The organism is Mycolicibacterium sp. XJ2546 (genome assembly GCF_053483195.1).
In genome coordinates, this window is the sequence record NZ_JBEFRW010000009.1 from 36,778 (window position 1) to 60,474 (window position 23,697).

Sequence of the window (23,697 nt, forward strand, 5' to 3'; positions counted from 1 at the left end):
AACAGTACGCTTGTCCTGCAATACGGCCAGGGTCGTCGCTTTACGGGTACCCATAACGTACGGTTCTGACTGTGAACGGACCGCACGTAATCCCGTATCTGCCGGGTTATATCCCGCCGGACGTCGACATGGACCAGATCAACGCCGACGTTGCCGACGACGGGGTTGCCGTGCCGCCCGCCGCCGCAGCCGACGTACCCGCGTTACGTGAGGTCGTCGAGCAAGCAGGCCAGGAAGGCATCGACCTCAAGATCGTCATCATCGAGCACAACCCGCCGATCGACACCCCGCTGCGCGACATCGCGACCGAGGTCGGCCAGGCGCAGCCGGGGTCCACGGTGCTGGTGCTCAGCCCGTCGGAGTCCGGCACGTACAGCCCGACCATCGACCGGGTCACGCTGGAGGCCGGCCAGGACGTCGCCGAGGGCCGCGGGCCGGTGCAGGGTGCGAAGAACTTTCTCGGCGAGTTGACGACCGAGCACTTTCCATGGACGGCCTTCACACTATTGCTCGTACTCGGGGTGGTGGCCGCCGTTATAGCGACCCGAATGTTGCAGGTTCGTAGCAAGCGCGTACTTTCCCGCGACTAACCTCAAAGTCCACGCCAGCCAGCAGCTTTTGTCTGCATTAGGTGCCGCCGGGCAAATGCAAAGATCACGGCGAGATAACACCTTCTGCAATTACAAAGTTGTAGTTTGTTACTAAAGTTTCTTCAGCGTCAGATGTGTCGTACGGTGCAAACGGTGGCTGATGTTGTAGTTGTGATTGCTGTGACTTCTGCGTACTCAGGCGCCCGACGAATGTGCCCGCACGTTCGCGTCGAGCCATAGGAGACACGAGTCGATGAGACGCAACCCTGGCGCCTCTGTTTCGCGGCCGCGCGGACGTCTTTGCGCGGCTCTGCTGGCGGTAGGCGTGTTGTTCGCGACACCCGGTTTGGTGACACCGGCCCCCGCCGCCGCGCAACCCGGCGGGGCAGACGGGGTCGCAGAGCTTGTCGCCGCCGTCGCCAACGCCAACCAGAAGCTGCAGGACCTTGGCGCGGCGATCCAGGCCGAACAGGAGAGCGTCAACAAGGCGATCGTCGACGTGGCGACCGCGCGCGACAACGCCGCCGCCGCACAGCGCGAGGTCGAGGCGAGCAGCCAGCGGGTCGAGGACGCCAACCGGGCGATCGAGGCCGCACAGCAGCGGTTCGACAAGTTCGCGGCCGCCGCCTATATCAACGGCCCCTCGGACTCGTACCTGACCGCGGGCGACCCGGGCGACATCCTCGACACCGTCGCCGTCGGACAGACCCTGGCGGTCAGCACGCAACAGGTGATCGAAGACCTGCAGCGGGCCCGCACCGATCAGGTGAACCGCGACTCCGCGGTGCGGTTGGCCAAGCAGAACGCTGACAAAGCCCTCGCTGAAGCCGAAGCCAGCCAGCACGAAGCGGTTTCGGCGCTCAAGACCGCGCAGGGCACCTTCAGCGCGCAGCAGGCCGAACTGGACAAGCTCACCGCCGAACGCGCCGCCGCGCAGGCCAAGCTCAACGAGATCCGCCCGATGGCCGCACAGGCGCCGGCGCCGGCCAGCGGCCCGCAGCCGCAAGCGGCACCGGGGGCTCCGGCGAACCCGGCCGCCGACTGGGACCGCGCACCCCAGAAGATCGACCCGGCCACCGGCAACTGGGCCACCGCGTGGGATCCGTTCCTGCCTGCCATTCCCAGCGCCTTCGTCAGCGGTGATCCGATCGCGATCATCAACGAGATCCTGGGCATCATGGCGACCTCGGCGCAGGTCACCCAGGACCTGGGCCGCAGCTTCCTGCAGAAGTTGGGGCTGCTGCCCACTCCGACCGGCTACACCAACGGCGCGATACCCCGCGTCCACGGCCGCCAAGCCACCGAGTACGTCATCCGGCGGGCCATGACCCAGCTCGGGGTGCCCTACTCGTGGGGCGGCGGCAACGCGGCCGGTCCCAGCCGCGGCATCGACTCCGGTGCAGGCACAGTCGGATTCGACTGCTCCGGGCTGATGCTTTACGCGTTCGCCGGTGTCGGCATCAAGCTGGACCACTACTCGGGTTCGCAATACAACGCGGGCCGCAAGGTTCCGTCGTCGCAGATGCGCCGCGGCGACATGCTCTTCTGGGGACCTAACGGCAGCCAGCACGTGGCCCTCTACCTCGGTGACGGCCAGATGCTCGAGGCGCCCTACACCGGGTCGGTGGTCAAGGTGTCACCGGTGCGCACCAGCGGCATGACCCCGTACGCGACACGTCTCATCGAGTGGTGACAGTAAGGACTCCCTTGCGTTTCAGGCTCTTTCGTTATCTCACCGGTCTGCTGCTCTGGGTAGCGGCCCTGGCGGTGGCGGCCGGGTTGGCCACGCCCACCGCGGCGGCGCCCAACGACGGCCAGTGGGACCCCACCCTGCCCAAACTGATCAGCGCCGGGGCGCCCGGGGATCCGTTGGCCATTGCCAACGCGTCGCTGGCGGCGACCGCCCAGGCCACCGAAGTCACGATGAACCTGGGCCGCAAGTTCTTGTCCACCCTGGGTCTCGCACCACCGGAGGCGGCGGCGGCCGGCGTCGCGCCGGGCCGGGTGCGCGGCCCGCAGGCCATCGAGTACGTGATCCGTCGCGGCGCCTCGCAGATGGGTGTGCCCTACTCGTGGGGCGGCGGTAAGCCCAATGGCCCGAGCCGCGGCATCGACTCCGGCGCCAACACCGTCGGCTACGACTGCTCGGGGTTCACCCAGTACTCGTTCGCCGGGGTCGGCGTGCTGATCCCGAAGTATTCGGGCGACCAGTACGACACCGGGCGTAAGGTGCCGACCTCCCAAGCCAAGCGCGGTGACCTGTTGTTCTGGGGTCCGGGCGGCAGCCAGCACGTCGCGATCTATCTGGGCGGCGGGAAGATGCTCGAGGCGTCCGGTAGCGCGGGCAAGGTCACCGTCAGCCCGGTGCGGCATGCGGGGCTGCAGCCGTACGTGGCGCGGATCATCGAAAGCTGAACGCACGCTGAGCGCACGCTGAGGGATTCGACGTACCGTACGGGCAACGTCGACGGATTCCGAACTGCCTGGAATAGTTGACGACGAGCTACCGGCGCAGATCGGGCCGAGCCGCCATGACCAGCGAGTTGATGTGGAAGGAACGTTGATGACGTCACCGAGTGGGCCGCCGCAGGGCGCTGGAGGGTACTCCGGCCAGGCACCGGGGCAGGGTTACCCGCAGGGCTCACAGGGCTCACACGCCGCACCGGCAGGAACGACCCCCTCCAATGGCGGGCTGCAGCAGGAGGTCCACACCCTGGAACGGGCGATCTTCGAGGTCAAGCGCATCATCGTCGGCCAGGACCAGCTGGTCGAGCGGATGCTCGTCGGGCTACTGGCCAAGGGCCACGTACTGCTCGAGGGTGTGCCCGGCGTGGCCAAGACGCTGGCCGTCGAGACCTTCGCCAAGGTGGTGGGCGGCACCTTCGCGCGCATCCAGTTCACCCCCGACCTGGTGCCCACCGACATCGTCGGCACCCGCATCTACCGGCAGGGCAAGGAGGAGTTCGACATCGAGCTCGGGCCCGTCGTCGTCAACTTCCTGCTCGCCGACGAGATCAACCGCGCCCCGGCCAAGGTGCAGTCGGCGCTGCTGGAGGTCATGGCCGAGCGCAAGATCTCCATCGGCGGCAAGACGTTCCCGCTGCCGCAGCCGTTCCTGGTGATGGCCACGCAGAACCCGATCGAGCAGGAGGGCGTGTATGCCCTGCCCGAGGCCCAGCGCGACCGCTTCCTGTTCAAGCTCAACATCGACTATCCGACACCCGAGGAAGAGCGCGAGATCATCTACCGGATGGGCGTCAAGCCGCCGGAACCCAAACAGGTGCTCGCCCCCGGTGATCTGCTGCGCCTGCAGGACGTGGCGGCCAACACCTTCGTGCATCACGCCTTGGTCGACTATGTGGTGCGGGTGGTCACCGCCACCCGCCAGCCCGAGAAGTTCGGGATGCCCGACGCCAAGGCGTGGATCGCCTACGGCGCCTCACCGCGCGCGTCGCTGGGCATCATCGCGGCATCGCGCGCGCTCGCACTCATCCGGGGCCGCGACTACGTGGTCCCGCAGGATGTCGTCGAGGTGATCCCTGATGTGCTGCGGCACCGGTTGGTGCTGACCTACGACGCGCTTGCCGACGAGATCTCGGCCGAGACGGTGATCAACCGCATCCTGCAGACCGTGGCCCTGCCGCAAGTGAATGCCATTCCGCAGCAAGGTCATTCGGTGCCGCCCGTCGTGCCCGCCGCCGCAGGCGCGGCCAGCAGTCGGTGACTAGTTCGCGGCGCCCGGTCGACCTGCCGTCGCTCAAGCGCGGGGAGATCCGTGATCCGGCGCTGAGCGCGGCGCTGCGCAAGCTCGAGCTGACGGTGCGGCGCAAGCTCGACGGTGTGCTGCACGGCGATCACCTCGGGCTGCTGCCCGGCCCGGGTTCGGAACCGGGGGAGTCGCGGCTCTACCAGCCCGGCGACGATGTGCGCCGGATGGACTGGTCGGTCACCGCGCGCACCACCCATCCGCACGTGCGCCAGATGATCGCCGACCGCGAGCTGGAGACGTGGTTGGTGGTCGACATGTCGGCCAGCCTGGACTTCGGCACCACCGGCTGCGAGAAGCGCGACCTCGCGGTGGCCGCCGCCGCGGCGATCACGTTCCTCAACAGCGGTGGTGGCAACCGGATCGGCGCCGTCATCGCCAACGGCGACACGGTGCGCCGAGTACCCGCGCTGTCCGGCCGCATGCACGAGCAGCAGATGCTGCGCACCATCGCGACGATGCCCAAGGCGCCGACGGGGGTGCGCGGTGATCTGGCCGCCGCGATCGACGCGCTGCGCCGTCCGGAGCGCCGCCGCGGCATGGCGGTGATCATCAGCGACTTCCTGGGCCCGATCAACTGGATGCGGCCGCTGCGCGCCATTGCCGGCCGCCACGAAGTGCTCGGCATCGAGATCATCGACCCGCGCGACGTCGAACTTCCGCCGGTCGGCGAGGTCGTCCTACAAGACGCGGAAACCGGTGTGACCCGCGAGTTCACCATCGACGAGCAGCTGCGCGACGACTTCGAACGCGCCGCGGCCGCACACCGCGCGGAGGTCGCCAGAACGCTGCGGCGCTGCGATGCACCGCTGTTGACGCTGCGCACCGACCGGGACTGGATCGCCGACGTCGTCCGATTCGTCGCCAACCGTAGGCGCGGCGCGCTGGCGGGCCACGCCTGATCGGGTTGGCCGTGAAATGATTAGGCGCACATGACATTGCCGTTGCTCGGTCCGATCACCCTTTCGGGCTTCGAACACGCTTGGTTCTTCCTGTTCTTCCTCGTGGTGCTCGCGGTGATCGGGCTCTACATCATCGTTTCGCTGTCGCGGCACCGGCGCATGCTGCGCTTCGCCAACATGGAGTTGCTGGAAAGCGTTGCGCCCAAACGGCAGACACGCTGGCGGCATCTGCCCGCGATCTTGCTCGTGGCCGCGTTGGTGTTCTTCACCGTGGCGATGGCCGGGCCGACGCACGACGTTCGCATCCCGCGAAACCGCGCGGTGGTGATGCTGGTGATGGACGTGTCGCAGTCGATGCGGGCCACCGACGTGCTGCCCAATCGGATGGCCGCCGCTCAGGAGGCGTCCAAACAGTTCGCCGACGAGCTCACTCCGGGCATCAACCTCGGGCTGATCTCGTATGCGGGTACGGCCACGGTGCTGGTGTCGCCGACGACCGGGCGCGAGGCCACCAAGAACGCGATCGACAACCTGCAGTTCGCCGACCGCACCGCGACCGGTGAGGGCATCTTCACCGCGCTGCAGGCGATCGCCACCGTCGGCGCGGTGATCGGCGGCGGCGACGAACCGCCGCCGGCACGCATCGTGTTGTTCTCCGACGGTAAGGAGACCGTGCCGTCGAACCCGGACAACCCCAAGGGCGCCTACACCGCGGCCCGCACCGCCAAGGACCAGGGGGTGCCGATCTCGACGATCTCGTTCGGCACGCCGTACGGCTACGTCGAGATCAACGAGCAACGCCAACCGGTGCCCGTCGACGACGAGATGCTCGCCAAGATCGCCGATCTGTCCGGCGGCGAGGCGTTCACCGCTTCCAGCCTCGAACAGCTGCGCCAGGTGTACGCCAACCTGCAGCAGCAGATCGGCTACGAGACCATCAAGGGTGACGCAAGCACCGGCTGGCTGCGGCTGGGAGCGCTGGCGCTGGCGCTGGCAACGCTTGCGGCGCTGGCCATCAACCGTCGGCTGCCGAACTGAGCCGAACGCGAAGACAGGGACGACCTTGACATGACCCTTCCGATGCTGGGACCGGTATCGCTCACAGGCTTCCAACACATCTGGTGGTTCGTGCTGTTCCTGGCCGTCGTGCTGGGCCTGGCCGGCTTCTACGTCATCACCCAACTCGCCAGGCGCCGGCGGCTGCAGCAGTTCGCCAACACCGAGCTGCTCGACAGCGTCGCGCCGAAACGGCCGAGCCCGTGGCGGCATGTTCCGGTAGCGCTGCTGGGAATCGCGTTGCTGCTGTGCACGGTTGCGCTTGCCGGGCCCACCCACGATCAGCGGCTTCCGCGCAACCGCGCGGTCGTGATGCTCGTCATGGACGTGTCGCAGTCGATGAAGGCCACCGACGTCGAACCCAGCCGCCTGGCGGCCGCGCAGGAAGCGTCGAAGAACTTCGTCGACGAACTCACCCCGGGCATCAACCTTGGCGTGATCGCCTATGCCGGCACTGCCACGGTGCTGGTCTCGCCGACCACCAACCGCGACGCCAGCCGGCGCGCCATCGAAAATTTGCAGGTGGCCGACCGCACCGCCACCGGTGAGGCGATTTTCACCGCGCTGTCGTCGATTTCGACCGTCGGCGCGGTGATCGGCGGCGGCGACACCCCGCCGCCCGCGCACATCGTGTTGTTCTCCGATGGTAAGGAGACCTCGCCGAACAACCCGGACAACCCCAAGGGCGCCTACACCGCGGCCCGGGCCGCCAAAGACCAGGGCGTGCCGATCTCGACGATCTCGTTCGGCACCGCCAACGGTTCGGTCGAGGTCAACGGTGAGCGAGTGCCGGTGCCCGTCGACGACGCGATGTTGAAGCGCATCGCCGAACTCTCCGGGGGCGAGCCCTACACCGCGGCCAACCTCGACGAGCTCAACAAGGTCTACGACACGCTTCAGGATCAGATCGGCTATGAGACCGTCCGCGGCGAGGCCACCACGGGCTGGTTGCGGTTGGCCGCTCTGGTGGCCGCCGTCGCGGCGGTGGCGAGCCTGTTGATCAACCGTCGGCTGCCGCTGTGACCCCCGCGCCCATCTGTGCCAACTTCGCCCAAACGTCGGTTTCGATGGCGGCACCGGCCCAGTGATTTCAGTCAACCGCAGCTCGCACGTTAGGTTGGCGGGCATGACCGAGACTGAAACAGGTGAATCGGCCAGCCAGACGCCCGGCGCCCGTCCGGCGTTCGTGTCCCGTTCGGTGCTGGTCACCGGTGGTAACCGGGGGATCGGGTTGACGATCGCGCAACGGCTGGCCGCCGACGGGCACAAGGTGGCCGTCACGCACCGCGGTTCGGGTGTGCCCGACGAGAACCTGTTCGCCGTCGAGTGCGACGTCACCGACAGCGCCGCCGTCGACCGCGCGTTCACGGAGGTCGAAGACCATCAGGGCCCGGTCGAGGTGCTGGTCTCCAACGCCGGCATCTCCAAGGACGCCTTCCTCATCCGGATGACCGAGGAGCGGTTCGAAGAGGTCATCAACGCCAACCTCACCGGCGCGTTCCGGGTGGCCCAGCGCGCGTCCCGCAGCATGCAGCGCAAACGTTTCGGCCGGATCATCTTCATCGGGTCGGTGTCGGGCATGTGGGGCATCGGCAACCAGTCCAACTACGCGGCCGCCAAGGCCGGCCTGATCGGCATGGCCCGCTCGATCTCCCGTGAGCTGTCGAAGGCGGGCGTCACCGCCAACGTGGTGGCCCCCGGCTACATCGACACCGAGATGACCCGCGCGCTCGACGAACGGATTCAGGCCGGGGCGCTGGACTTCATCCCGGCCAAACGGGTCGGCACCGCAGCGGAGGTGGCCGGCGCGGTCAGCTTCCTGGCGTCCGAGGACGCGTCTTACATTGCCGGCGCGGTGATTCCGGTCGACGGCGGCATGGGCATGGGCCACTAAGAGATAAGGACAGACATGGCAGGGCTTCTGGACGGCAAACGCATACTCGTCACGGGGATCATCACGGACTCCTCGATCGCATTCCACATCGCGCGGGTGGCACAGGAAGCCGGCGCCGAAGTGGTGCTGACCGGATTCGACCGGATGAAGCTCATCCGGCGCATCGCCGACCGGTTGCCGAAGGAGGCGCCGCTACTCGAACTCGACGTGCAGGACGAGAAGCACCTCGACACGCTCGCCGACCGGATCACCGAGGCGATCGGTGACGGCAACAAACTCGACGGCGTGGTGCACTCGATCGGGTTCATGCCGCAGTCGGGGATGGGCATCAACCCGTTCTTCGACGCGCCCTACGAGGACGTCTCCAAGGGCATCCACATCTCCGCCTATTCGTACGCCTCGCTGGCCAAGGCGACGCTGCCGATCATGAACCGCGGCGGCAGCATCGTCGGCATGAACTTCGACCCCACCCGCGCGATGCCCGCCTACAACTGGATGACGGTGGCCAAGAGCGCGCTGGAGTCGGTCAACCGGTTCGTCGCGCGCGAGGCAGGCCACCACGGTGTGCGGTCCAATCTCGTTGCGGCAGGCCCGATTCGCACGTTGGCGATGAGCGCGATCGTCGGCGGCGCGTTGGGCGAGGAAGCCGGTGAGCAGATGCGGCTGCTCGAGGAGGGCTGGGACCAGCGCGCACCCGTCGGCTGGGACATGAAGGACCCGACCCCGGTCGCCAAGACGGTGTGCGCCCTGCTCTCAGACTGGCTGCCCGCCACCACCGGTACGGTGATCTACGCCGACGGCGGCGCCAGCACGCAGTTGCTGTAAGCGATGGTCGACTCGGCCGTTGACGCCGTCCTGCTGCTGTCGTTCGGCGGGCCGGAGGGTCAGGCCGACGTGATGCCGTTCCTGGAGAACGTCACCAGGGGCCGCAACATCCCGCGGGAGCGGCTGGCCGACGTCGCCGAGCACTACCTTCACTTCGGCGGAGTGTCGCCGATCAACGGGATCAACCGCGCGCTGATCGAGCAATTGCGTGAGCTCATCGACGTGCCGGTCTATTACGGCAACCGCAACTGGCAGCCGTACGTCGAAGACACCGTCGCCGCGATGGCCGACGACGGCGTTCGACGCGCGGCGGTGTTCGCCACGTCGGCGTGGGGCGGCTACTCCAGCTGCACCCAGTACGTCGAGGACATCGCACGGGCCCGTGCGGCCGCGGGTGAGCGCGCGCCGCATCTGGTCAAACTGCGCCAGTACTACGATCATCCGCTGTTCGTGCAGATGTTCGCCGACGCGGTCACCGCCGCCGCGCAGACCGTGCCCGACGGCGCGCGGCTGGTGTTCACCGCGCACTCGATCCCCCTGTCGGCCCGATCCCGTTGCGGACCGGACCTCTACCCACGCCAGGTCGCCCACGCCGCCCGGTTGGTCGCGACCGCGGCGGGCTACGACGACTACGACCAGGTGTGGCAATCACGCTCCGGTCCACCGCAGGTGCCGTGGCTGGAACCCGATGCGGCCGACCACCTCACCGAGCTCGCCGACGGCGGCACGACGGCGGTGATCGTATGTCCCATCGGCTTCGTCGCCGACCACATCGAGGTGGTGTGGGATCTGGACCACGAGCTGAGATTGCAGGCCCAGGACGCCGGCATCGCGTTCGCACGGGCCGCCACCCCCAACGCCGACCTCGCGCGGGTGGCCGCCGATCTGTTCGACGAGCTGCGTACCGGACGCGAACCCTCCCGCGTCACTACCGCGAACCCGCCTCCGCTGCAGGGATATTCGGTCGACGGGGTGGTGTGCACACCCAACTGCGAGGGTTAGTTACGCCACGCGGAGTGCAGGATCGCGGTGACTGCAGCCAACCGCGCCGAACGCACCACGGCCGAAAGCGGCTGCAGCACATCGGAGGCCAGCCGTAGCTCCGAGGAGCTGTGCAGGCCGATCGGAATCAGCCCTGCGCTCACGGTGATGATCGCGTCGACCTGTGCCGCGTTCTCGAGCACCCGAAGCGCCCGGGTCGGCGCATGGTCGGGGAGCCGGTGTCGACGCTCGGATTCCAGCACCTGGGCCACCAGCCCGCGCGGGTCGTCCACGTCCAACTCGGCGGCGCCCGCGCGCAACGTGGCCAACGCCTCCGCCGCCGAACGCACCGCGGAGCGCAACTCGTACTCGGCGTCCCCGAGATCCGGCATCGCCGCGGGCGCAACGGCGGGCACCGAGTAGACGGTCCACGCGATCGCGCACGGATACGCATCCTCGTCGGCGTCGTCCTCGAGGTCGGCAAGCTCCGGGTACTCGAAATCGGGCACCAACCCGACGGCCTCGGTGCCGTCACCGGTGACGATGACGGCCTCCCCGGCGGTCACCGCGTCGCGCTGGAACTGGGTTCCGGCCGGTAGACCACGCACGTCGCCGGGGACCGGCAACGCAAGCGCCACCGGAGGAGTCGACGTCGTGCCCGACGCGGTGCGCAACGTCTGAAGCATCGAGACCGCGCCCGCATCGACTAGATCCGGCCACGGCAGGCCGGTGCGGCCGGCGGCGACGGAATCATAAGCGAGAACGGAATGCTTTGGTGCCCAAAGCGATAACGCGTCGAGGAGATCGTCGGGAGCGGCCGCGCCTGCGAGCCAGGCGTTGGCCCACACCGACAACGAGACACTGGGACACCACATGATGGTCGCAGTGTAGTTGTTCCCAGGGGCGTATCGCGGACCCGCGCTAGGCTGGCGGTATGCCCGTTGCATTGATCTGGCTTGTCGCCGCGCTGGCCCTCGCCGGGGCCGAGGCGCTGACCGGCGACATGTTCCTGCTCATGCTGGGCGGCGGCGCGTTGGCCGCGGCGGGCTCCAGCCTCATCTTCGATGAGCTGTGGGTCCACGGCGCGGTGTTCGCAGTCGTGTCGGTGCTGCTGCTGGTGCTGGTCCGGCCGGCACTGCGCAGACACTTCCAGTCCGGTCGGGGCCTGTCCGAGCCGGTCAAGGCGCTGGAGGGCAAGAGCGCGCTGGTGCTCGACCGGGTGGCGCGCCACGAAGGGCAGGTCAAGCTCGAGGGTGAGGTCTGGACCGCACGCCCCCTGAACGCAGACGATGTGTATGAACAGGGCGACCACGTGACCGTGGTGCACATCGACGGCGCCACCGCCGTCGTCCACAGGCTCGACTAGGGGCACGAAAGAAGGAACCACCATGGACGGTGCCGTTGCCGGTTTGATCCTCCTCGCCGCGTTGGTGGTGTTCGCCGCCATCATCGTCGCCAAGTCGATCGCGCTGATTCCGCAGGCGGAGGCCGCGGTCATCGAGCGGCTGGGCCGCTACAGCCGCACGGTCAGCGGCCAGCTGACACTGCTGGTGCCGTTCGTCGACAGGATCCGCGCCAGGGTGGACCTGCGCGAACGGGTGGTGTCGTTTCCGCCGCAACCGGTGATCACCGAGGACAACCTCACGGTCGCGATCGACACGGTGGTCTACTTCCAGGTCACCAACCCGCAGGCCGCGGTCTACCAGATCAGCAACTACATCGTCGGCGTGGAGCAGCTGACCACGACGACGCTGCGCAACCTGGTCGGTGGCATGACCCTGGAGCAGACGCTGACCTCGCGCGACCAGATCAACACCGCACTGCGCGGAGTACTCGATGAAGCCACCAACCGGTGGGGGCTCCGAGTGGCGCGGGTGGAGCTGCGCGCCATCGATCCGCCGCCCTCGATCCAGGATTCGATGGAAAAGCAGATGCGCGCCGACCGGGAGAAGCGCGCGATGATCCTGACCGCCGAGGGCCAACGCGAGTCGGCGATCAAACAGGCCGAAGGGCAGAAGCAGGCGCAGATCCTGGCCGCCGAGGGCGCCAAACAAGCAGCGATCCTGGCGGCGGAGGCCGATCGGCAGTCGCGGATGCTGCGGGCGCAAGGTGAGCGCGCCGCCCAGTATCTGCAGGCCCAGGGCCAGGCCAAGGCGATCGAGAAGACGTTCGCCGCGATCAAGGCCGGCCGTCCGACCCCTGAGCTGCTGGCCTACCAGTACCTGCAGACCCTGCCGCAGATGGCCAAGGGGGAGGCCAACAAGGTGTGGCTGGTGCCCAGCGATTTCGGCGCCGCGCTGCAGGGCTTCGCGAAGCAACTCGGCGCGCCCGGCGACGACGGCGTGTTCCGGTACACCCCCTCGCCGGTCGAGGACGACCTGCCCAAACCCGAGGACGACTCCGACGAAGTGGCCGACTGGTTCTCCACCGAGACCGACCCGGCCATCGCGCAGGCCGTCGCCAAGGCCGAGGCGGAAGCCCGCATCCCGGTGCAGCAACCGGGTTACCCTGCGCCGCAACTGGATCGGTCGTCGAGCAGCCAGCCCGAACGCTGAGCCGGCGACCGCCAGGTCCTACTGGGCAGGCTTGCGGAACCGCTGGATCCCCCACGCGAGGTGGCCCTCGTCGGCGGCCTGCACCCAGTTGCGCAGGCCGACCATCATCTTGTCGAGGTAGGCCTTCGACGACTGCTGTTCGAGCTCGTCGCGGCGGGCCTCGAGTTCGGAATGCACCCGGTCGTAGTGGGTCCGCAGGTTGTGCACCAGGTCGATCTGCTCGACCACCTCGAACCCGAGCGCCAGTGCGGCCTGCTGGTAGAACCGCATGGATCCCAGGTCGGGCAGGTTGAGCCGGTCGTAGACCGGCTGCAGAACGCCGTCGGGCACGTCGTCGGCCTGCATCGGGTCGGTGAAGATCATCTCCCCGCCCGGTTTGAGCACCCGAAACGCCTCGCTGAGCACTTTGCGGCGGTCCGACGCGTGCAGGATCGCGTCCTGGGACCATACGACGTCGAACGTGTTGTCCGGTGCGGGGATGTCGTCGAAGCTGCCGTGCACGACGCGGATGCGGTCGGCGAGTCCGGCCGCAACGTTCTTGGCGCGGTTGGCGTCGTTCTGGGTTTCGGAGATGTTCAGACACGTCACCGTGCAGCCGCGCGTGGCGACCAGGCGCCGTGCCGAACCTCCGTAACCGGAGCCCAGATCGAGCACGTTGCTGCCGGGTTCCAGATGCGGCAGCCGCCCGATCATCCGGTCGACGGTCTCGACGCTGGCGGCCCGGATATCGCGGCTGTTCTCGTAGCAGCCGACGTGGATGTCTTCGCCGCCCCAGATCATCGAGTAGAACGCGTCGGCGTCGTCGCTGTCGTAATAGGCCTCAGCGTCCGCGCGGGTGGTCACCGTCGCATCTTCGACCACCGACTTCTCGGCGATGTGGATGAAGAAGTCGGGCTCGTTCTCCTGGTAGGTCTCCTGGAAGTCGCCGTAGGTGCGGACCCGTTCGAACCCGGCCTCGCGCATCAGGCGCCGAACGTAGTTCTTGCGCAACGGGTACATGTTCAGCGTGTACTTGGCGCCGTCTGGGAACTCGTAGTTGAAGCGGGCCAACCCGTCGTCGATGTGCTCGGGTTCGGCGGACACCTGATCACCGCAGTAGTAGTACTTGTGCTTCGACGAGAAGCCGTTGTCGAGCATCTCGTCGTAATTGCGCTGGTCCAGGATCAGGATCCCGTCGTGGCGCAGCGCGGCGTAGAACTCGGCCAGCGCGCGCCGCCGGTCCTGCTCTTCGTGCAGGTGGGTGAACGAGTTACCGAGGCAGATGATCGCGTCGTACTTACCCTTTATGCCGCGGTTCAACTGTCGCCAATCGGCCTGCACCGTCTTGAGGATCAGCCCGCGGCGTTGGCCGTTCTCGAACGCTTTGGCCAGCATCGCCGCCGAGCCGTCGGCGCTGGTGACGTCGAAGCCCGCCTCCGTGAGACGCACGGAATGAAATCCGGTGCCGGTCGCGACGTCGAGCACAGTCTGCTTGTTGCGCGCCCGCAGCACGTCGATGAAGAACTGTCCCTCGGACTGAGCGCGCGCCTCCCAGTCGATCAGCTCGTCCCACTTCTCGACGAAGCTCATCACGTATTCGCCTCGGTACAGATCGGTTTCGCGATCAGCTAGCGGGTCATCGCCGTAACTTTGTTCGCGCAACACCAATTCCGCGTTGTCTTGAAGGCCAGGTGGCCGGGACACTTCAACCTCCTCCTGTAGTAGTGCTCCCAACGTCGACACGTAAAAGAGCACCGGTTACGCGGGCGGAAACACTGCGGCGGGACCAAGAATCGTGCGGAGGGCAAGCTGGCCGCGCCGGCCAACGCTCGAATCATCCTCGCTTTTCACCGCTTAACCAGCCTAACGGTTGCCGATAACGCAGGTCACAGCGGGTCAGCGGCAAATTCACCTTCGGTCGAGATCGCCTGTGCCACAGGAGGAGCCACTTTCACCGGATGGTGGCGGCGGTGTGCGCGGAGTTCGTATACCAAACCGGCGATGCCGACACTGGCGGTGCACGCCGACACCAACACCAGCAGCGGGTTGACATTGCCGGTGAGCGCGTCGCCGAGGATGACCACGGCCGCGGTGCCTGGGAGCAGTCCGACCAGGGTGGCCAGTGTGTAGGGCAGCGCCCGCACCGCAGAGGCACCCGCGGCGTAGTTCAGCACCGAGAACGGCACGGCGGGGATCAACCGCATGGACACCACGGTCGGCCAACCGCGTTGGCGTAGCCGCGCGTCCAGCAAGTCGATGCGTGGATGGCGCACAACGCGGGCCAGCTGCCACCCGACTGCGCGGACCAACAGCAACGCGATCAGGGCGCTGACGGTGGCCGCCGCCACCGCCAGCGGGATGCCCAGCGCCGGGCCGAAGAGCAACCCGGCGGTCAACGTGAAGACCGTGCGCGGAAACGGGAAGACCGTCGCCACGATGTGCGCGCCCAGAAACGCCAGCGGGAACCACGGGCCGACCGAGGTGGCCCAGTCGCGCAGTTGAATCGCGGTCGGCAGCGGCACGAGCAGCGCAACTGCGATGAGGATCACAATCGCGGCGACGATCGTGGCGATGCGTCGCCGGGGCACGCTGGTAGCCGTGACGATCACCGCCGCGCGGACCGCGCGCAGGGTGCTGACGACTGTGTTCACGCCTACTAAGAGTACGGAACTCCGCCCGGTATCGGCGCTCAGCGGCGCGGGGAGTCGCCTGCCCGGCGAACAACCGCTCCAGGGTGATCAATTAGCCTGATGGCGTGCAGAAATCCACTGCGATCGAAGCCGATGTCCAGCGTTGGCGCTCGGCGGTGGCCGGGGTGTTGGCGAAGAGCACCAAGCGGGACCCTGCCGATCTGCCCGCCGAACCTGAACGGCTGCTGGACTCGCCGACCTACGAGGGCTTCCCGATCCGGCCGTTGTACACCAGCCTCGACAGCGTCGCCGAGCATCCGCTGCCCGGCCAGTGGCCCTACGTACGCGGCGGCGACGCGCTGCGGGACGTCAAGGCGGGCTGGAAGGTCGCCGAGGCCTTCCCCGCCAACGGCTCGACCGCGGCGGCCGGTGAGCAGAACGGCGCCCTGCTGCTCGCGCTGACCGAAGGTGTCAGCAGCCTGGTACTCAACATCGGCGGACCGGGCGGGGTACCCGCGGCCGAACTGGACCAGCTGCTAGACGGCGTATTCCTGGACCTGGTCCCGGTGGTGCTGGACGCGGGAAGCGACTACGTCTCCGCCGCCGAAGCAATTCTTGCTCTGTTGACCGATTTCGACGACGACCAACGCGCGCGGTTGTCGCTGGACCTGGGTGCCGATCCGCTGACCGCCGCAGTCAGCGGCCGACCCGCGCCCGACATTGCCGACGTCGTGCAGACCGCGGCCAAGGTCACCGGCCACGACGGACACGTGCGGGCCATCACGGTCGACGGCCCGGCGTTCCACAACATCGGCGCCAACGCATCGTGGGAGCTGGCGGGCAGTATTGCGGCGGCGGTGACGTACCTGCGGCTGCTTGGCAACGGCGGCGTCGGCGGAGTCGATGCGGTGCGCCAGATCAGCTTCCGGCTGGCCGCCGACGATGACCAGTTCATGACGATCGCGAAGATGCGTGCGGCGCGGCTGCTGTGGGCGCGGGTGGCTGAGGTCGTCGGCGCGCCGACCGCCGGCGGTGCCGGCAATCTGGCCGAAGCTGGGGCGGCGACGCTGCACGCGGTGACGTCGTTGCCGATGATGGCCAAACGCGACCCGTGGGTGAACATGTTGCGCACCACGCTGGCCGCCTTCTCCGCGGGCGTCGGCGGCGCCGACACCGTGCTGGTGCATCCGTTCGACGTCGCGATCGTCGGCGGATTTCCTGGCACCGCAGCCAGTTTCGCGCGCCGCATCGCCAGAAACACGCAGCTGCTGCTTATCGAGGAGTCCCATGTCGGCCGGGTAATGGACCCGGCGGGGGGCTCCTGGCACGTCGAAGACCTCACTGAGCAACTGGCCGAGCAGGCGTGGAAACAGTTTCAGGACATCGAATCCCGCGGCGGTTTCCAGACGGCCCGCGACTACGTCGTCGAACAGATCACCGCGGTGGCCGAGCGGCGCGCGGCCGACATCGCCCACCGCCGCACCGCGATCACCGGTGTCAACGAATATCCGAACCTCGGTGAACCGCCGCTGCCACCGGGGGAGACGTTGCCCGGCGTGGCCCGCTACGCGGCCGGGTTCGAAGCGCTGCGGGACCGCAGCGACGCGTTCCTGGAGCGCACCGGCGCCAGGCCCCAGGTGCGGTTGCTGCCGCTGGGTCCGCTCGCCGAACACAACATCCGGGCGACGTTCGCGACGAACCTGTTGGCCTCCGGCGGTATCGAGGCCGTGACCGACGCAGACGGGGCCGACCCGGCGAAGGTGGCGGTGATCTGCGGCACCGACGCCCGCTATGCGACCGAGGCGTCGGCCGCCGTCGATGCGGCGCACCGCTCAGGTGTCGAGCACGTACTGCTGGCCGGACCGGAAAAGGCGGTCGCCGAAGCGGATTCGAAACCGGACGGCTACCTGACAACGAAGATCGACGCGGTCAGCGTGTTGTCGGACCTGCTCACCAGATTGGGGGCCTGAGATGACTGTCAACGATGTCGCCGGGACGGATATCGCGAGCTTCGCCGACGTGCCGTTGCGCGGCGAGCAGACACCGCCGCCGCCGACGCCGACCGACGTCGCGGCCCATGTCGAAGCCGCGGCCGCTGCCCACGGTTACGCCGCCGAGCAACTGACCTGGATCACCCCGGAGGGCGTCGACGTCAAACCGGTCTACGTCGGCGCCGACCGGGACACCGCCGTCGCGGCCGGCTACCCGCTGGACACCTTCCCAGGGGAACCGCCCTACATCCGCGGGCCGTATCCGACCATGTACGTCAACCAGCCCTGGACCATCCGCCAGTACGCCGGGTTCTCCACCGCCGCGGAATCCAACGCGTTCTACCGGCGCAACCTGGCCGCCGGCCAGAAGGGTTTGTCGGTGGCGTTCGATCTGGCCACCCACCGCGGCTATGACAGCGACCATCCCCGGGTGCAGGGTGACGTCGGAATGGCCGGCGTGGCAATCGATTCGATCCTGGACATGCGACAGCTCTTCGACGGCATCGACCTGTCGACGGTGTCGGTGTCGATGACGATGAACGGCGCGGTGCTGCCCATCCTGGCGCTGTATGTGGTGGCCGCCGAGGAGCAGGGTGTGCCGCCGGAGAAACTGGCGGGGACCATCCAGAACGACATCCTCAAGGAGTTCATGGTCCGCAACACCTACATCTATCCGCCGAAGGCCTCGATGCGGATCATCTCCGACATCTTCGGCTACACCAGCGCGAAGATGCCGAAGTTCAACTCGATATCGATTTCGGGCTACCACATCCAAGAGGCCGGTGCCACAGCGGATTTGGAGCTGGCCTACACGCTGGCCGACGGAGTCGAGTACATCAAGGCGGGGCTGGACGCCGGGCTGGACATCGACAAGTTCGCACCGCGGCTGTCGTTCTTCTGGGGTATCGGCATGAACTTCTTCATGGAGGTGGCCAAGCTGCGCGCCGGGCGGATGCTGTGGAGTGAGCTCGTCGCGCAGTTCGAACCCAAGAACCCCAAGTCCAAGTCATTGCGTACGCACTCGCAGACGTCTGGCTGGTCGCTGACTGCCCAGGACCCGTTCAACAACGTCGCGCGGACCTGCATCGAGGCGATGGCGGCCACCCAGGGCCACACCCAATCGCTGCACACCAACGCGCTCGACGAGGCGCTGGCGTTGCCGACGGACTTCTCGGCCCGCATCGCCCGCAACACGCAGCTGCTGTTGGCTCAGGAGTCCGGCACCACCAGGCCGATCGACCCGTGGGGCGGCTCCTACTACGTCGAATCGCTGACCCAGGCGCTGGTGGAGAAGGTCCGCGAGCATATGCAGGAGGTCGACGAGCACGGCGGCATGGCGCAGGCGATCAGCGACGGCATCCCCAAGCTGCGCATCGAGGAGGCCGCCGCACGCACTCAGGCCCGCATCGACTCCGGGGCGCAGCCGGTGATCGGCGTCAACAAGTACCAGGTTGCCACCGGCGATGGCACCGACCACGAGATCGAGGTGCTCAAGGTCGAAAACAGCAGGGTGCGCGCCGAGCAGCTCGCCAAGCTGGAGCAGCTGCGCGCGGACCGTGATCAGGGCGCCGTCGACGCCGCGCTGGCGGCGCTGAGCCGCGCCGCGGAATCAGAAGGCAACCTGCTGGAGCTCGCCGTCGACGCCGCCCGCGCCAAAGCCACCGTCGGCGAGATTTCTGACGCGCTGGAGAAGGTTTGGGGCCGCCATCAGGCCGAGATCCGTACCATCGCCGGGGTCTACCGCGACGAAGTCGGAAAGGTCAGCAACATCTCAAGCGCGAGCGAGTTGGTGCAGAAGTTCGCCGAGGCCGACGGCCGTCGGCCACGCATCCTGGTGGCCAAGATGGGGCAGGACGGCCACGACCGCGGACAGAAGGTCATTGCCACCGCGTTCGCCGACATCGGCTTCGACGTCGACGTCGGCTCGCTGTTCTCCACCCCCGACGAGGTGGCCCGGCAAGCCGCCGACAACGACGTCCACGTGGTCGGCGTCTCCTCACTGGCCGCGGGGCACCTCACGCTGGTACCCGCGCTGCGCGAGGCGCTGGCCGAGGTCGGCAGGCCCGACATCATGGTCGTCGTCGGCGGCGTCATTCCGCCCGGTGACTTCGACGAGCTCTACGCCGCCGGTGCCACGGCGATCTTCCCGCCGGGCACCGTCATCGCCGACGCCGCGGTCGGTCTGCTGAAGAAGCTGGCCGAGCGGTTGGGATACCAGCTGAGCTAAATGGTCGCCACGAAGCTTGCGTCGGGCATTTCAGATGGCGACCGCGCCGCGCTGGCCAAGGCGATCACGCTGGTCGAATCCACCCGACCCGACCACCGTGAACAGGCCCAGCGGCTGCTGCTCGAGCTGACCCCGAGAGCCGGGGACGCGATCCGCGTCGGGATCACCGGGGTGCCCGGCGTCGGCAAGTCGACGACGATCGAGGCGCTGGGCATGTACCTCATCGAGCAGGGCCACCGCGTCGCGGTGCTGGCGGTCGACCCGTCGTCCACCCGCACCGGCGGATCGATTCTCGGCGACAAGACCCGGATGGCGCGGCTGGCCGTGCACCCCGACGCCTACATCCGCCCGTCGCCAACATCGGGCACGCTGGGCGGGGTCGCCAAGGCGACCCGCGAGACCATCGTGCTGCTGGAGGCGGCCGGCTTCGACGTCATCCTGGTCGAGACCGTCGGCGTCGGACAGTCCGAAGTGACGGTCGCCGACATGGTGGACACATTCGTGTTCCTGACCCTCGCGCGCACCGGAGATCAGTTGCAGGGCATCAAGAAAGGTGTCCTCGAACTGGCCGACGTCGTCGTGGTGAACAAGGCCGACGGTGAGCATGCGGTGGAGGCCAGAAAGGCCGCCCGTGAGCTGTCCCAGGCGATCCGGCTGATTTACCCGCGCGAGACGCTCTGGCGTCCGCCCGTGCTGACGATGAGCGCGCTGGAAGGCGTCGGCCTGGCCGAGATGTGGGACACCGTGCTCAAACATCGTCAGGTGCTCACCGAGGCGGGGGAGTTCGAGGTGCGCCGCCGTGACCAGCAGGTCAACTGGACCTGGTCGATGGTGCGCGACGCCGTGCTGGACCGTGTGCTGTCCCATCCGGCAGTAAAGGAGATCCGTACCGAGGTCGAGCGCCAGGTCAGATCCGGCGAATTGACCCCAGCGCTTGCTGCGCAACAGCTACTCGATGCGGCTGAACTGGGCTGACCTAACAAATGGGTAACGGCTGGTTTATTTGCCGGGCTAACAGGTAAATTATATTCATTGTGCTGTACGTCAATAATGGGGAGCGCAGCGCCGCGCTCCCGCACGGTATCCAGGGCGCAGCCGACGCGAACTTCGCATGCTCACTGCGCGCTTTCTCCCAGCTGTTCCCGGGGCGCCGATTCGGCGGCGGTGCCCTGGCGGTCTACCTGCACGGCGAACCGGTCGTCGACGTGTGGACGGGTTACGCGGACCGGCGTGGCACCGAGTACTGGACCGCCGACACCGGCGCCATGGTCTTCTCGGTCACCAAAGGCATGGCGTCGACCGTCATCCACCGGCTGGCCGACCGCGGGCTGATCGACTACGACCGGCCGGTGGCCAAGTACTGGCCGGAGTTCGGCGCCAACGGCAAGGAAGCGATCACCGTGCGCGAGGTGATGCAGCACCGCGCCGGGCTGTCGCACCTCAACGGCTGCACCAGGGCCGAGTTGCTCGACCACCAGGCGATGGAGAAGCGTGTCGCGGCCGCGCCGGTGAACCGGCTGCTGTACGGGCATCAGGCGTATCACGCGCTGACGTACGGCTGGCTGATGTCGGGGCTGGGACGCGCCGTCACCGGCAAGGGGATGCGCGATCTGATCCGCGAGGAACTCGCCGAGCCGCTCAACACCGACGGGCTGCATCTCGGCCGTCCACCGGCGAAGGCTCCGACCCGTTGCGCGCAGATCCTCGCACCGCAAGGCACGATGGCCAACCCGATCTTCAACTTCGTCGCCCCCCGCGTGGCCGCGATGGGCATATCGGGCATGTTCGGCTCGATGTACTTCCCGGGCATGAAGGCCGTCGTACAGGGCGACACACCGTTTCTGGACTCCGAGATCCCCGCGGCCAACGGCGTGGCCACCGCTCGGGCGCTGGCCAAGATGTACGGCGCGATCGCCAACGGTGGCCGCATCGAAGACACCCAGTTCCTCTCCCAGGAGCGCGTCGCGGCGCTGACGGGGAAACCGGTGTACTGGCCGGACCGCAACATCTTCGTGCCGCTGAGCTTTCACCTGGGCTACCACTCCGTGCCCTTCCCGCCGGGAATTCTGCCCGGCTTCGGGCACGCCGGTTTGGCCGGTTCGGTCGGGTGGGCCGACCCGTCGACGGGACTGTCGTTCGGCTTCGTGCACAACCGGCTGCTCACCAGAATGGTGTTCGACCAGGTGACGTTCGCCGCACTGGGAACGCTGATCCGGCGCGACGCCGCCAAGGCGCGGCGGCGCGGTTACGAGACGGTGCCGCGGTTCGGCGCGCCGTACTACCCGGCGCTCAAACCGGTCGCAGGTTAGCGGTCAGTGGTTTGCACTGGTGAACCACTTGGTCTTGTTGCGCCACGACTCCGCTGAGGTGATCGCGAACCCGGCGCCACAGCCGCACGCGAACACCCATACGAGCACCGAACCGTTGTCCCACGCCTGCAGCTGAGGGATGAACGCGGTGGCGAGCCGGGCCAGGCACGCAGCCACCCCCGAGGCGGACGCGACGAGGTAGATGTTGGCGACCTTCCGGGAGCGCGGGTCCTGACGGAGCACCATCAGCGCCCGCGCACCGTAGCCCAGCAAGTAAATCAGGGTGGCGCACAGCAGCAGCCAGTACATATTGAGCCAGAAGTCGGTGGGCACCGTGAAGAAGTCGGGCCGGTAGATCTTGGCGCCGTTGCCGAGCGTGAAGGTCACCAGCAGCAGCGGGATGCACAGCGTTGCGGGTAACTCGACGTACTGCTTGAACGAGCGCTGCAGGTCATGGTCGTCTTGAAGCCGGCCGAGGGTGTTGTAGACGACCGCGGAGGCGGCGACGATGTAGAGGTCGTGGCCAATGTAGTCCTCGAGATTGTATTTGCCGGTGAGCGAGTGCAGCACGACGCCGACCGTCTCGGACGCCCACGGCGACATCAGCAAAACGGCGCCGCCTTGCAAGGCGATGTTCAGTGTCGCCGCAAACTCCCACCGTGATGACCACGTGACCCGGCGAATCCACAAGCTCCATGCGATACAGCAAAGGGTGATCACGATGAGTGTCGCCAGAGCCATTTGATTCGCCTTAGAACTGCGGTGTACTCAGCAAAGTATAGGGCTAGAGCGGGGGTGCGTCACTGCGTGGCTTGAGTTCAGAAAGTTTGGGACGTCGCGACGTACGCGTGGCTTTCGTTTCGCGTACAGCAGTGACGGTGAAAGCGGGAGACTCGATGTAGCTCCACACCTCTTGGCGGCTCATCAGGCCGAATCGGATTTGCAGGTCCGGATAGCTGAGATCGAACCTCTCAGCCACCCGCCGCAGCTCCTCGGCGTTGGGATAGTCGGATTCCTTGATGCGCCGATAATACGTGCTGCTCGACGTTCCCAGCGCGTCGTAGATGTCCTTGGCTTCGACCTCGCCGTCAAGGAGATAGTCGAGCAAGGCCTTGAGCTGTCTGCCGTTCTCGTCGGTGCGTGGCACCCCATCACCTTAAACCAATCTCCTGGTCTTGGGCAGTGCCAACCGCAAACAGGAAAAGGTTGCTTTAATTGACACAGCCGTCACAGTTTTGGGAGGGGTCTCCCATATTTGGGACATGTCCGCTATCTTGATGCCCATGGTTGCTCCTTTTCTGGACACGCCCGCAAAACAGGTCGGGTACCCGGTCGGCAATTTTGCTCTAGCAACAGTCAGCATCGCCGACTACGACATCGCCGAAGCTGCGAGTACCGACACGTCGGCCGCGATGGCGAAGGTGTCCACCCCGGCGAACGACGAGTTGACCGCTGAACTCGACGGCGCCACCGAGTGGCTGGGTCTGGCCCCGGGCGAGATCCTGCTGGCCGCACTGACCCGGACCATCGCCCGCACCCTGGGTGAGGGCATCGTCGCGGTGGATGTCGCCAGTGGGCGCGGACCGCTGCTCGACGCCGTACCGCTGGTATGCGCGACCTCGCACCAGATGAGCGCCACCGACGTCCTCGCCGGCGTGCACCGCGCGCTGGCGGCAGGCTCCGAAAGCCTCGCGTCGGCGCCCTCGGAGGTGTACTTCAACTTCATCGGCGAGGCGCCGGACGAGGCGCAGCCCGTGCAGGAGACGCCGCCGACCCTCGGCCACTTGCTGGAGGTCCGGATGTACCGCGCCGACGGCGACATCCACATCGACTGGTGGTACGACACCCGCCGGTTCACCGGCCACACGATCACTGAACTGTGCGAGCAGTTCCCGCTGGCCCTCTACGAGATGACCTCGGACGCGCTGCCGCCGTTCTGACGATTAGAATCGGGTCATCGGCGTCGAACCGGCCATCACCGGGGAGCCTTCG

The 23,697-nt window shown here is 67.3% G+C and carries 22 protein-coding genes; 17 read left to right on the top strand and 5 right to left on the bottom strand.

Going from position 1 to position 23,697, the window contains the following annotated elements; genetic code table 11:
- The first annotated feature begins 71 nt into the window (after nucleotides 1-71).
- From ABQE44_RS16085 to ABQE44_RS16130, 10 genes are all read left to right on the top strand, one after another.
- Nucleotides 72-590, top strand: a complete 519-nt coding sequence (locus ABQE44_RS16085; RefSeq protein WP_448430809.1) for an Rv1476 family membrane protein — start codon at nucleotides 72-74, stop codon at nucleotides 588-590.
- A gap of 253 nt (nucleotides 591-843) precedes the next feature.
- On the top strand, nucleotides 844-2,283 hold the full coding sequence (gene ripA / locus ABQE44_RS16090) for an NlpC/P60 family peptidoglycan endopeptidase RipA (RefSeq protein WP_448394350.1): 1,440 nt from the start codon (nucleotides 844-846) through the stop codon (nucleotides 2,281-2,283).
- Between the two features lie 14 nt (nucleotides 2,284-2,297).
- Nucleotides 2,298-3,005 carry an NlpC/P60 family peptidoglycan endopeptidase RipB gene (gene ripB / locus ABQE44_RS16095; protein ID WP_448394351.1) on the top strand — a complete coding sequence of 236 codons (708 nt, stop codon included), beginning with the start codon at nucleotides 2,298-2,300 and terminating at the stop codon, nucleotides 3,003-3,005.
- A gap of 148 nt (nucleotides 3,006-3,153) precedes the next feature.
- A complete protein-coding gene (moxR1, locus tag ABQE44_RS16100) occupies nucleotides 3,154-4,314 on the top strand; it encodes a chaperone MoxR1 (RefSeq protein ID WP_448394352.1) in 1,161 nt (386 codons plus the stop codon).
- Entirely contained in the window at nucleotides 4,311-5,258 is a 948-nt protein-coding gene (locus tag ABQE44_RS16105) for a DUF58 domain-containing protein (RefSeq protein ID WP_448394353.1), read from the top strand. Before moxR1 ends, ABQE44_RS16105 begins: the two co-directional genes overlap by 4 nt.
- Nucleotides 5,259-5,288: 30 nt before the next feature.
- Nucleotides 5,289-6,296, top strand: a complete 1,008-nt coding sequence (locus tag ABQE44_RS16110) for a VWA domain-containing protein (RefSeq protein ID WP_448394354.1) — start codon at nucleotides 5,289-5,291, stop codon at nucleotides 6,294-6,296.
- A gap of 30 nt (nucleotides 6,297-6,326) precedes the next feature.
- A complete protein-coding gene (locus tag ABQE44_RS16115; protein WP_448394355.1) occupies nucleotides 6,327-7,337 on the top strand; it encodes a VWA domain-containing protein in 1,011 nt (336 codons plus the stop codon).
- Between the two features lie 103 nt (nucleotides 7,338-7,440).
- Nucleotides 7,441-8,208 (top strand): 3-oxoacyl-ACP reductase FabG, encoded by a 768-nt coding sequence (fabG, locus tag ABQE44_RS16120; RefSeq protein WP_448394356.1) that lies wholly within the window; start codon nucleotides 7,441-7,443, stop codon nucleotides 8,206-8,208.
- 15 nt (nucleotides 8,209-8,223) lie between these two features.
- Complete coding sequence (gene inhA, locus ABQE44_RS16125) at nucleotides 8,224-9,033, top strand: NADH-dependent enoyl-ACP reductase InhA (RefSeq protein ID WP_448394357.1); 810 nt, start codon at nucleotides 8,224-8,226, stop codon at nucleotides 9,031-9,033.
- Between the two features lie 3 nt (nucleotides 9,034-9,036).
- Nucleotides 9,037-10,035 (top strand): ferrochelatase, encoded by a 999-nt coding sequence (locus ABQE44_RS16130; protein ID WP_448430811.1) that lies wholly within the window; start codon nucleotides 9,037-9,039, stop codon nucleotides 10,033-10,035.
- On the opposite strand, the gene ABQE44_RS16135 is transcribed toward ABQE44_RS16130, so the two are convergent.
- Complete coding sequence (locus ABQE44_RS16135; RefSeq protein WP_448394359.1) at nucleotides 10,032-10,889, bottom strand: Rv1486c family protein; 858 nt, start codon at nucleotides 10,887-10,889, stop codon at nucleotides 10,032-10,034. The genes ABQE44_RS16130 and ABQE44_RS16135 overlap by 4 nt on opposite strands.
- 59 nt (nucleotides 10,890-10,948) lie before the next feature.
- On the opposite strand from ABQE44_RS16135, the gene ABQE44_RS16140 reads away from it, so the two are divergent.
- Both ABQE44_RS16140 and ABQE44_RS16145 read left to right on the top strand, forming a co-directional pair.
- Nucleotides 10,949-11,380 carry an NfeD family protein gene (locus tag ABQE44_RS16140; RefSeq protein WP_448394360.1) on the top strand — a complete coding sequence of 144 codons (432 nt, stop codon included), beginning with the start codon at nucleotides 10,949-10,951 and terminating at the stop codon, nucleotides 11,378-11,380.
- Between the two features lie 22 nt (nucleotides 11,381-11,402).
- Nucleotides 11,403-12,569, top strand: a complete 1,167-nt coding sequence (locus ABQE44_RS16145; RefSeq protein WP_448394361.1) for an SPFH domain-containing protein — start codon at nucleotides 11,403-11,405, stop codon at nucleotides 12,567-12,569.
- Nucleotides 12,570-12,587: 18 nt separating this feature from the next.
- Here ABQE44_RS16145 and ABQE44_RS16150 read toward each other — a convergent pair whose 3' ends face one another.
- Together ABQE44_RS16150 and ABQE44_RS16155 are read right to left on the bottom strand one after the other, a co-directional pair.
- Nucleotides 12,588-14,252 carry a glycine/sarcosine N-methyltransferase gene (locus ABQE44_RS16150; RefSeq protein WP_448430813.1) on the bottom strand — a complete coding sequence of 555 codons (1,665 nt, stop codon included), beginning with the start codon at nucleotides 14,250-14,252 and terminating at the stop codon, nucleotides 12,588-12,590.
- Between the two features lie 182 nt (nucleotides 14,253-14,434).
- Nucleotides 14,435-15,199, bottom strand: a complete 765-nt coding sequence (locus ABQE44_RS16155; RefSeq protein WP_448430815.1) for a TVP38/TMEM64 family protein — start codon at nucleotides 15,197-15,199, stop codon at nucleotides 14,435-14,437.
- A gap of 104 nt (nucleotides 15,200-15,303) precedes the next feature.
- Here ABQE44_RS16155 and mutA point away from each other — a divergent pair, with 104 nt between their 5' ends.
- The 4 genes from mutA to lipL are packed head-to-tail and all read left to right on the top strand — an operon-like array spanning nucleotide 15,304 to nucleotide 21,705.
- Nucleotides 15,304-17,148: a methylmalonyl-CoA mutase small subunit gene (gene mutA, locus ABQE44_RS16160; RefSeq protein ID WP_448430817.1), complete on the top strand. Its 1,845-nt coding sequence runs from the start codon at nucleotides 15,304-15,306 to the stop codon at nucleotides 17,146-17,148.
- Between the two features lies 1 nt (nucleotide 17,149).
- Nucleotides 17,150-19,396, top strand: a complete 2,247-nt coding sequence (gene scpA / locus ABQE44_RS16165; protein ID WP_448394365.1) for a methylmalonyl-CoA mutase — start codon at nucleotides 17,150-17,152, stop codon at nucleotides 19,394-19,396.
- Complete coding sequence (meaB, locus tag ABQE44_RS16170) at nucleotides 19,397-20,371, top strand: methylmalonyl Co-A mutase-associated GTPase MeaB (RefSeq protein ID WP_448394366.1); 975 nt, start codon at nucleotides 19,397-19,399, stop codon at nucleotides 20,369-20,371.
- A 59-nt stretch (nucleotides 20,372-20,430) separates the two neighbouring features.
- Nucleotides 20,431-21,705 (top strand): esterase/beta-lactamase LipL, encoded by a 1,275-nt coding sequence (gene lipL / locus ABQE44_RS16175; protein ID WP_448394367.1) that lies wholly within the window; start codon nucleotides 20,431-20,433, stop codon nucleotides 21,703-21,705.
- Between the two features lie 3 nt (nucleotides 21,706-21,708).
- Here lipL and ABQE44_RS16180 read toward each other — a convergent pair whose 3' ends face one another.
- Complete coding sequence (locus tag ABQE44_RS16180; protein ID WP_448394368.1) at nucleotides 21,709-22,446, bottom strand: hypothetical protein; 738 nt, start codon at nucleotides 22,444-22,446, stop codon at nucleotides 21,709-21,711.
- A 43-nt stretch (nucleotides 22,447-22,489) separates the two neighbouring features.
- A complete protein-coding gene (locus ABQE44_RS16185) occupies nucleotides 22,490-22,852 on the bottom strand; it encodes an XRE family transcriptional regulator (protein WP_448430818.1) in 363 nt (120 codons plus the stop codon).
- A 136-nt stretch (nucleotides 22,853-22,988) separates the two neighbouring features.
- Between ABQE44_RS16185 and ABQE44_RS16190 the strand changes: the two genes are divergently transcribed.
- Nucleotides 22,989-23,645 (top strand): hypothetical protein, encoded by a 657-nt coding sequence (locus ABQE44_RS16190; RefSeq protein ID WP_448394370.1) that lies wholly within the window; start codon nucleotides 22,989-22,991, stop codon nucleotides 23,643-23,645.
- The last annotated feature ends 52 nt before the right edge of the window (nucleotides 23,646-23,697 follow it).

Coding starts and splice junctions, on each gene's coding strand:
- ripA (WP_448394350.1), top strand. CDS start 844: ATGAGACGCAACCCTGGCGCCTCTGTTTCGCGGCCGCGCGGACGTCTT.
- moxR1 (WP_448394352.1), top strand. CDS start 3,154: ATGACGTCACCGAGTGGGCCGCCGCAGGGCGCTGGAGGGTACTCCGGC.
- ABQE44_RS16110 (WP_448394354.1), top strand. CDS start 5,289: ATGACATTGCCGTTGCTCGGTCCGATCACCCTTTCGGGCTTCGAACAC.
- ABQE44_RS16115 (WP_448394355.1), top strand. CDS start 6,327: ATGACCCTTCCGATGCTGGGACCGGTATCGCTCACAGGCTTCCAACAC.
- fabG (WP_448394356.1), top strand. CDS start 7,441: ATGACCGAGACTGAAACAGGTGAATCGGCCAGCCAGACGCCCGGCGCC.
- inhA (WP_448394357.1), top strand. CDS start 8,224: ATGGCAGGGCTTCTGGACGGCAAACGCATACTCGTCACGGGGATCATC.
- ABQE44_RS16130 (WP_448430811.1), top strand. CDS start 9,037: ATGGTCGACTCGGCCGTTGACGCCGTCCTGCTGCTGTCGTTCGGCGGG.
- ABQE44_RS16135 (WP_448394359.1), bottom strand. CDS start 10,889: ATGTGGTGTCCCAGTGTCTCGTTGTCGGTGTGGGCCAACGCCTGGCTC.
- ABQE44_RS16140 (WP_448394360.1), top strand. CDS start 10,949: ATGCCCGTTGCATTGATCTGGCTTGTCGCCGCGCTGGCCCTCGCCGGG.
- ABQE44_RS16145 (WP_448394361.1), top strand. CDS start 11,403: ATGGACGGTGCCGTTGCCGGTTTGATCCTCCTCGCCGCGTTGGTGGTG.
- scpA (WP_448394365.1), top strand. CDS start 17,150: ATGACTGTCAACGATGTCGCCGGGACGGATATCGCGAGCTTCGCCGAC.
- meaB (WP_448394366.1), top strand. CDS start 19,397: ATGGTCGCCACGAAGCTTGCGTCGGGCATTTCAGATGGCGACCGCGCC.
- ABQE44_RS16180 (WP_448394368.1), bottom strand. CDS start 22,446: ATGGCTCTGGCGACACTCATCGTGATCACCCTTTGCTGTATCGCATGG.
- ABQE44_RS16190 (WP_448394370.1), top strand. CDS start 22,989: ATGGTTGCTCCTTTTCTGGACACGCCCGCAAAACAGGTCGGGTACCCG.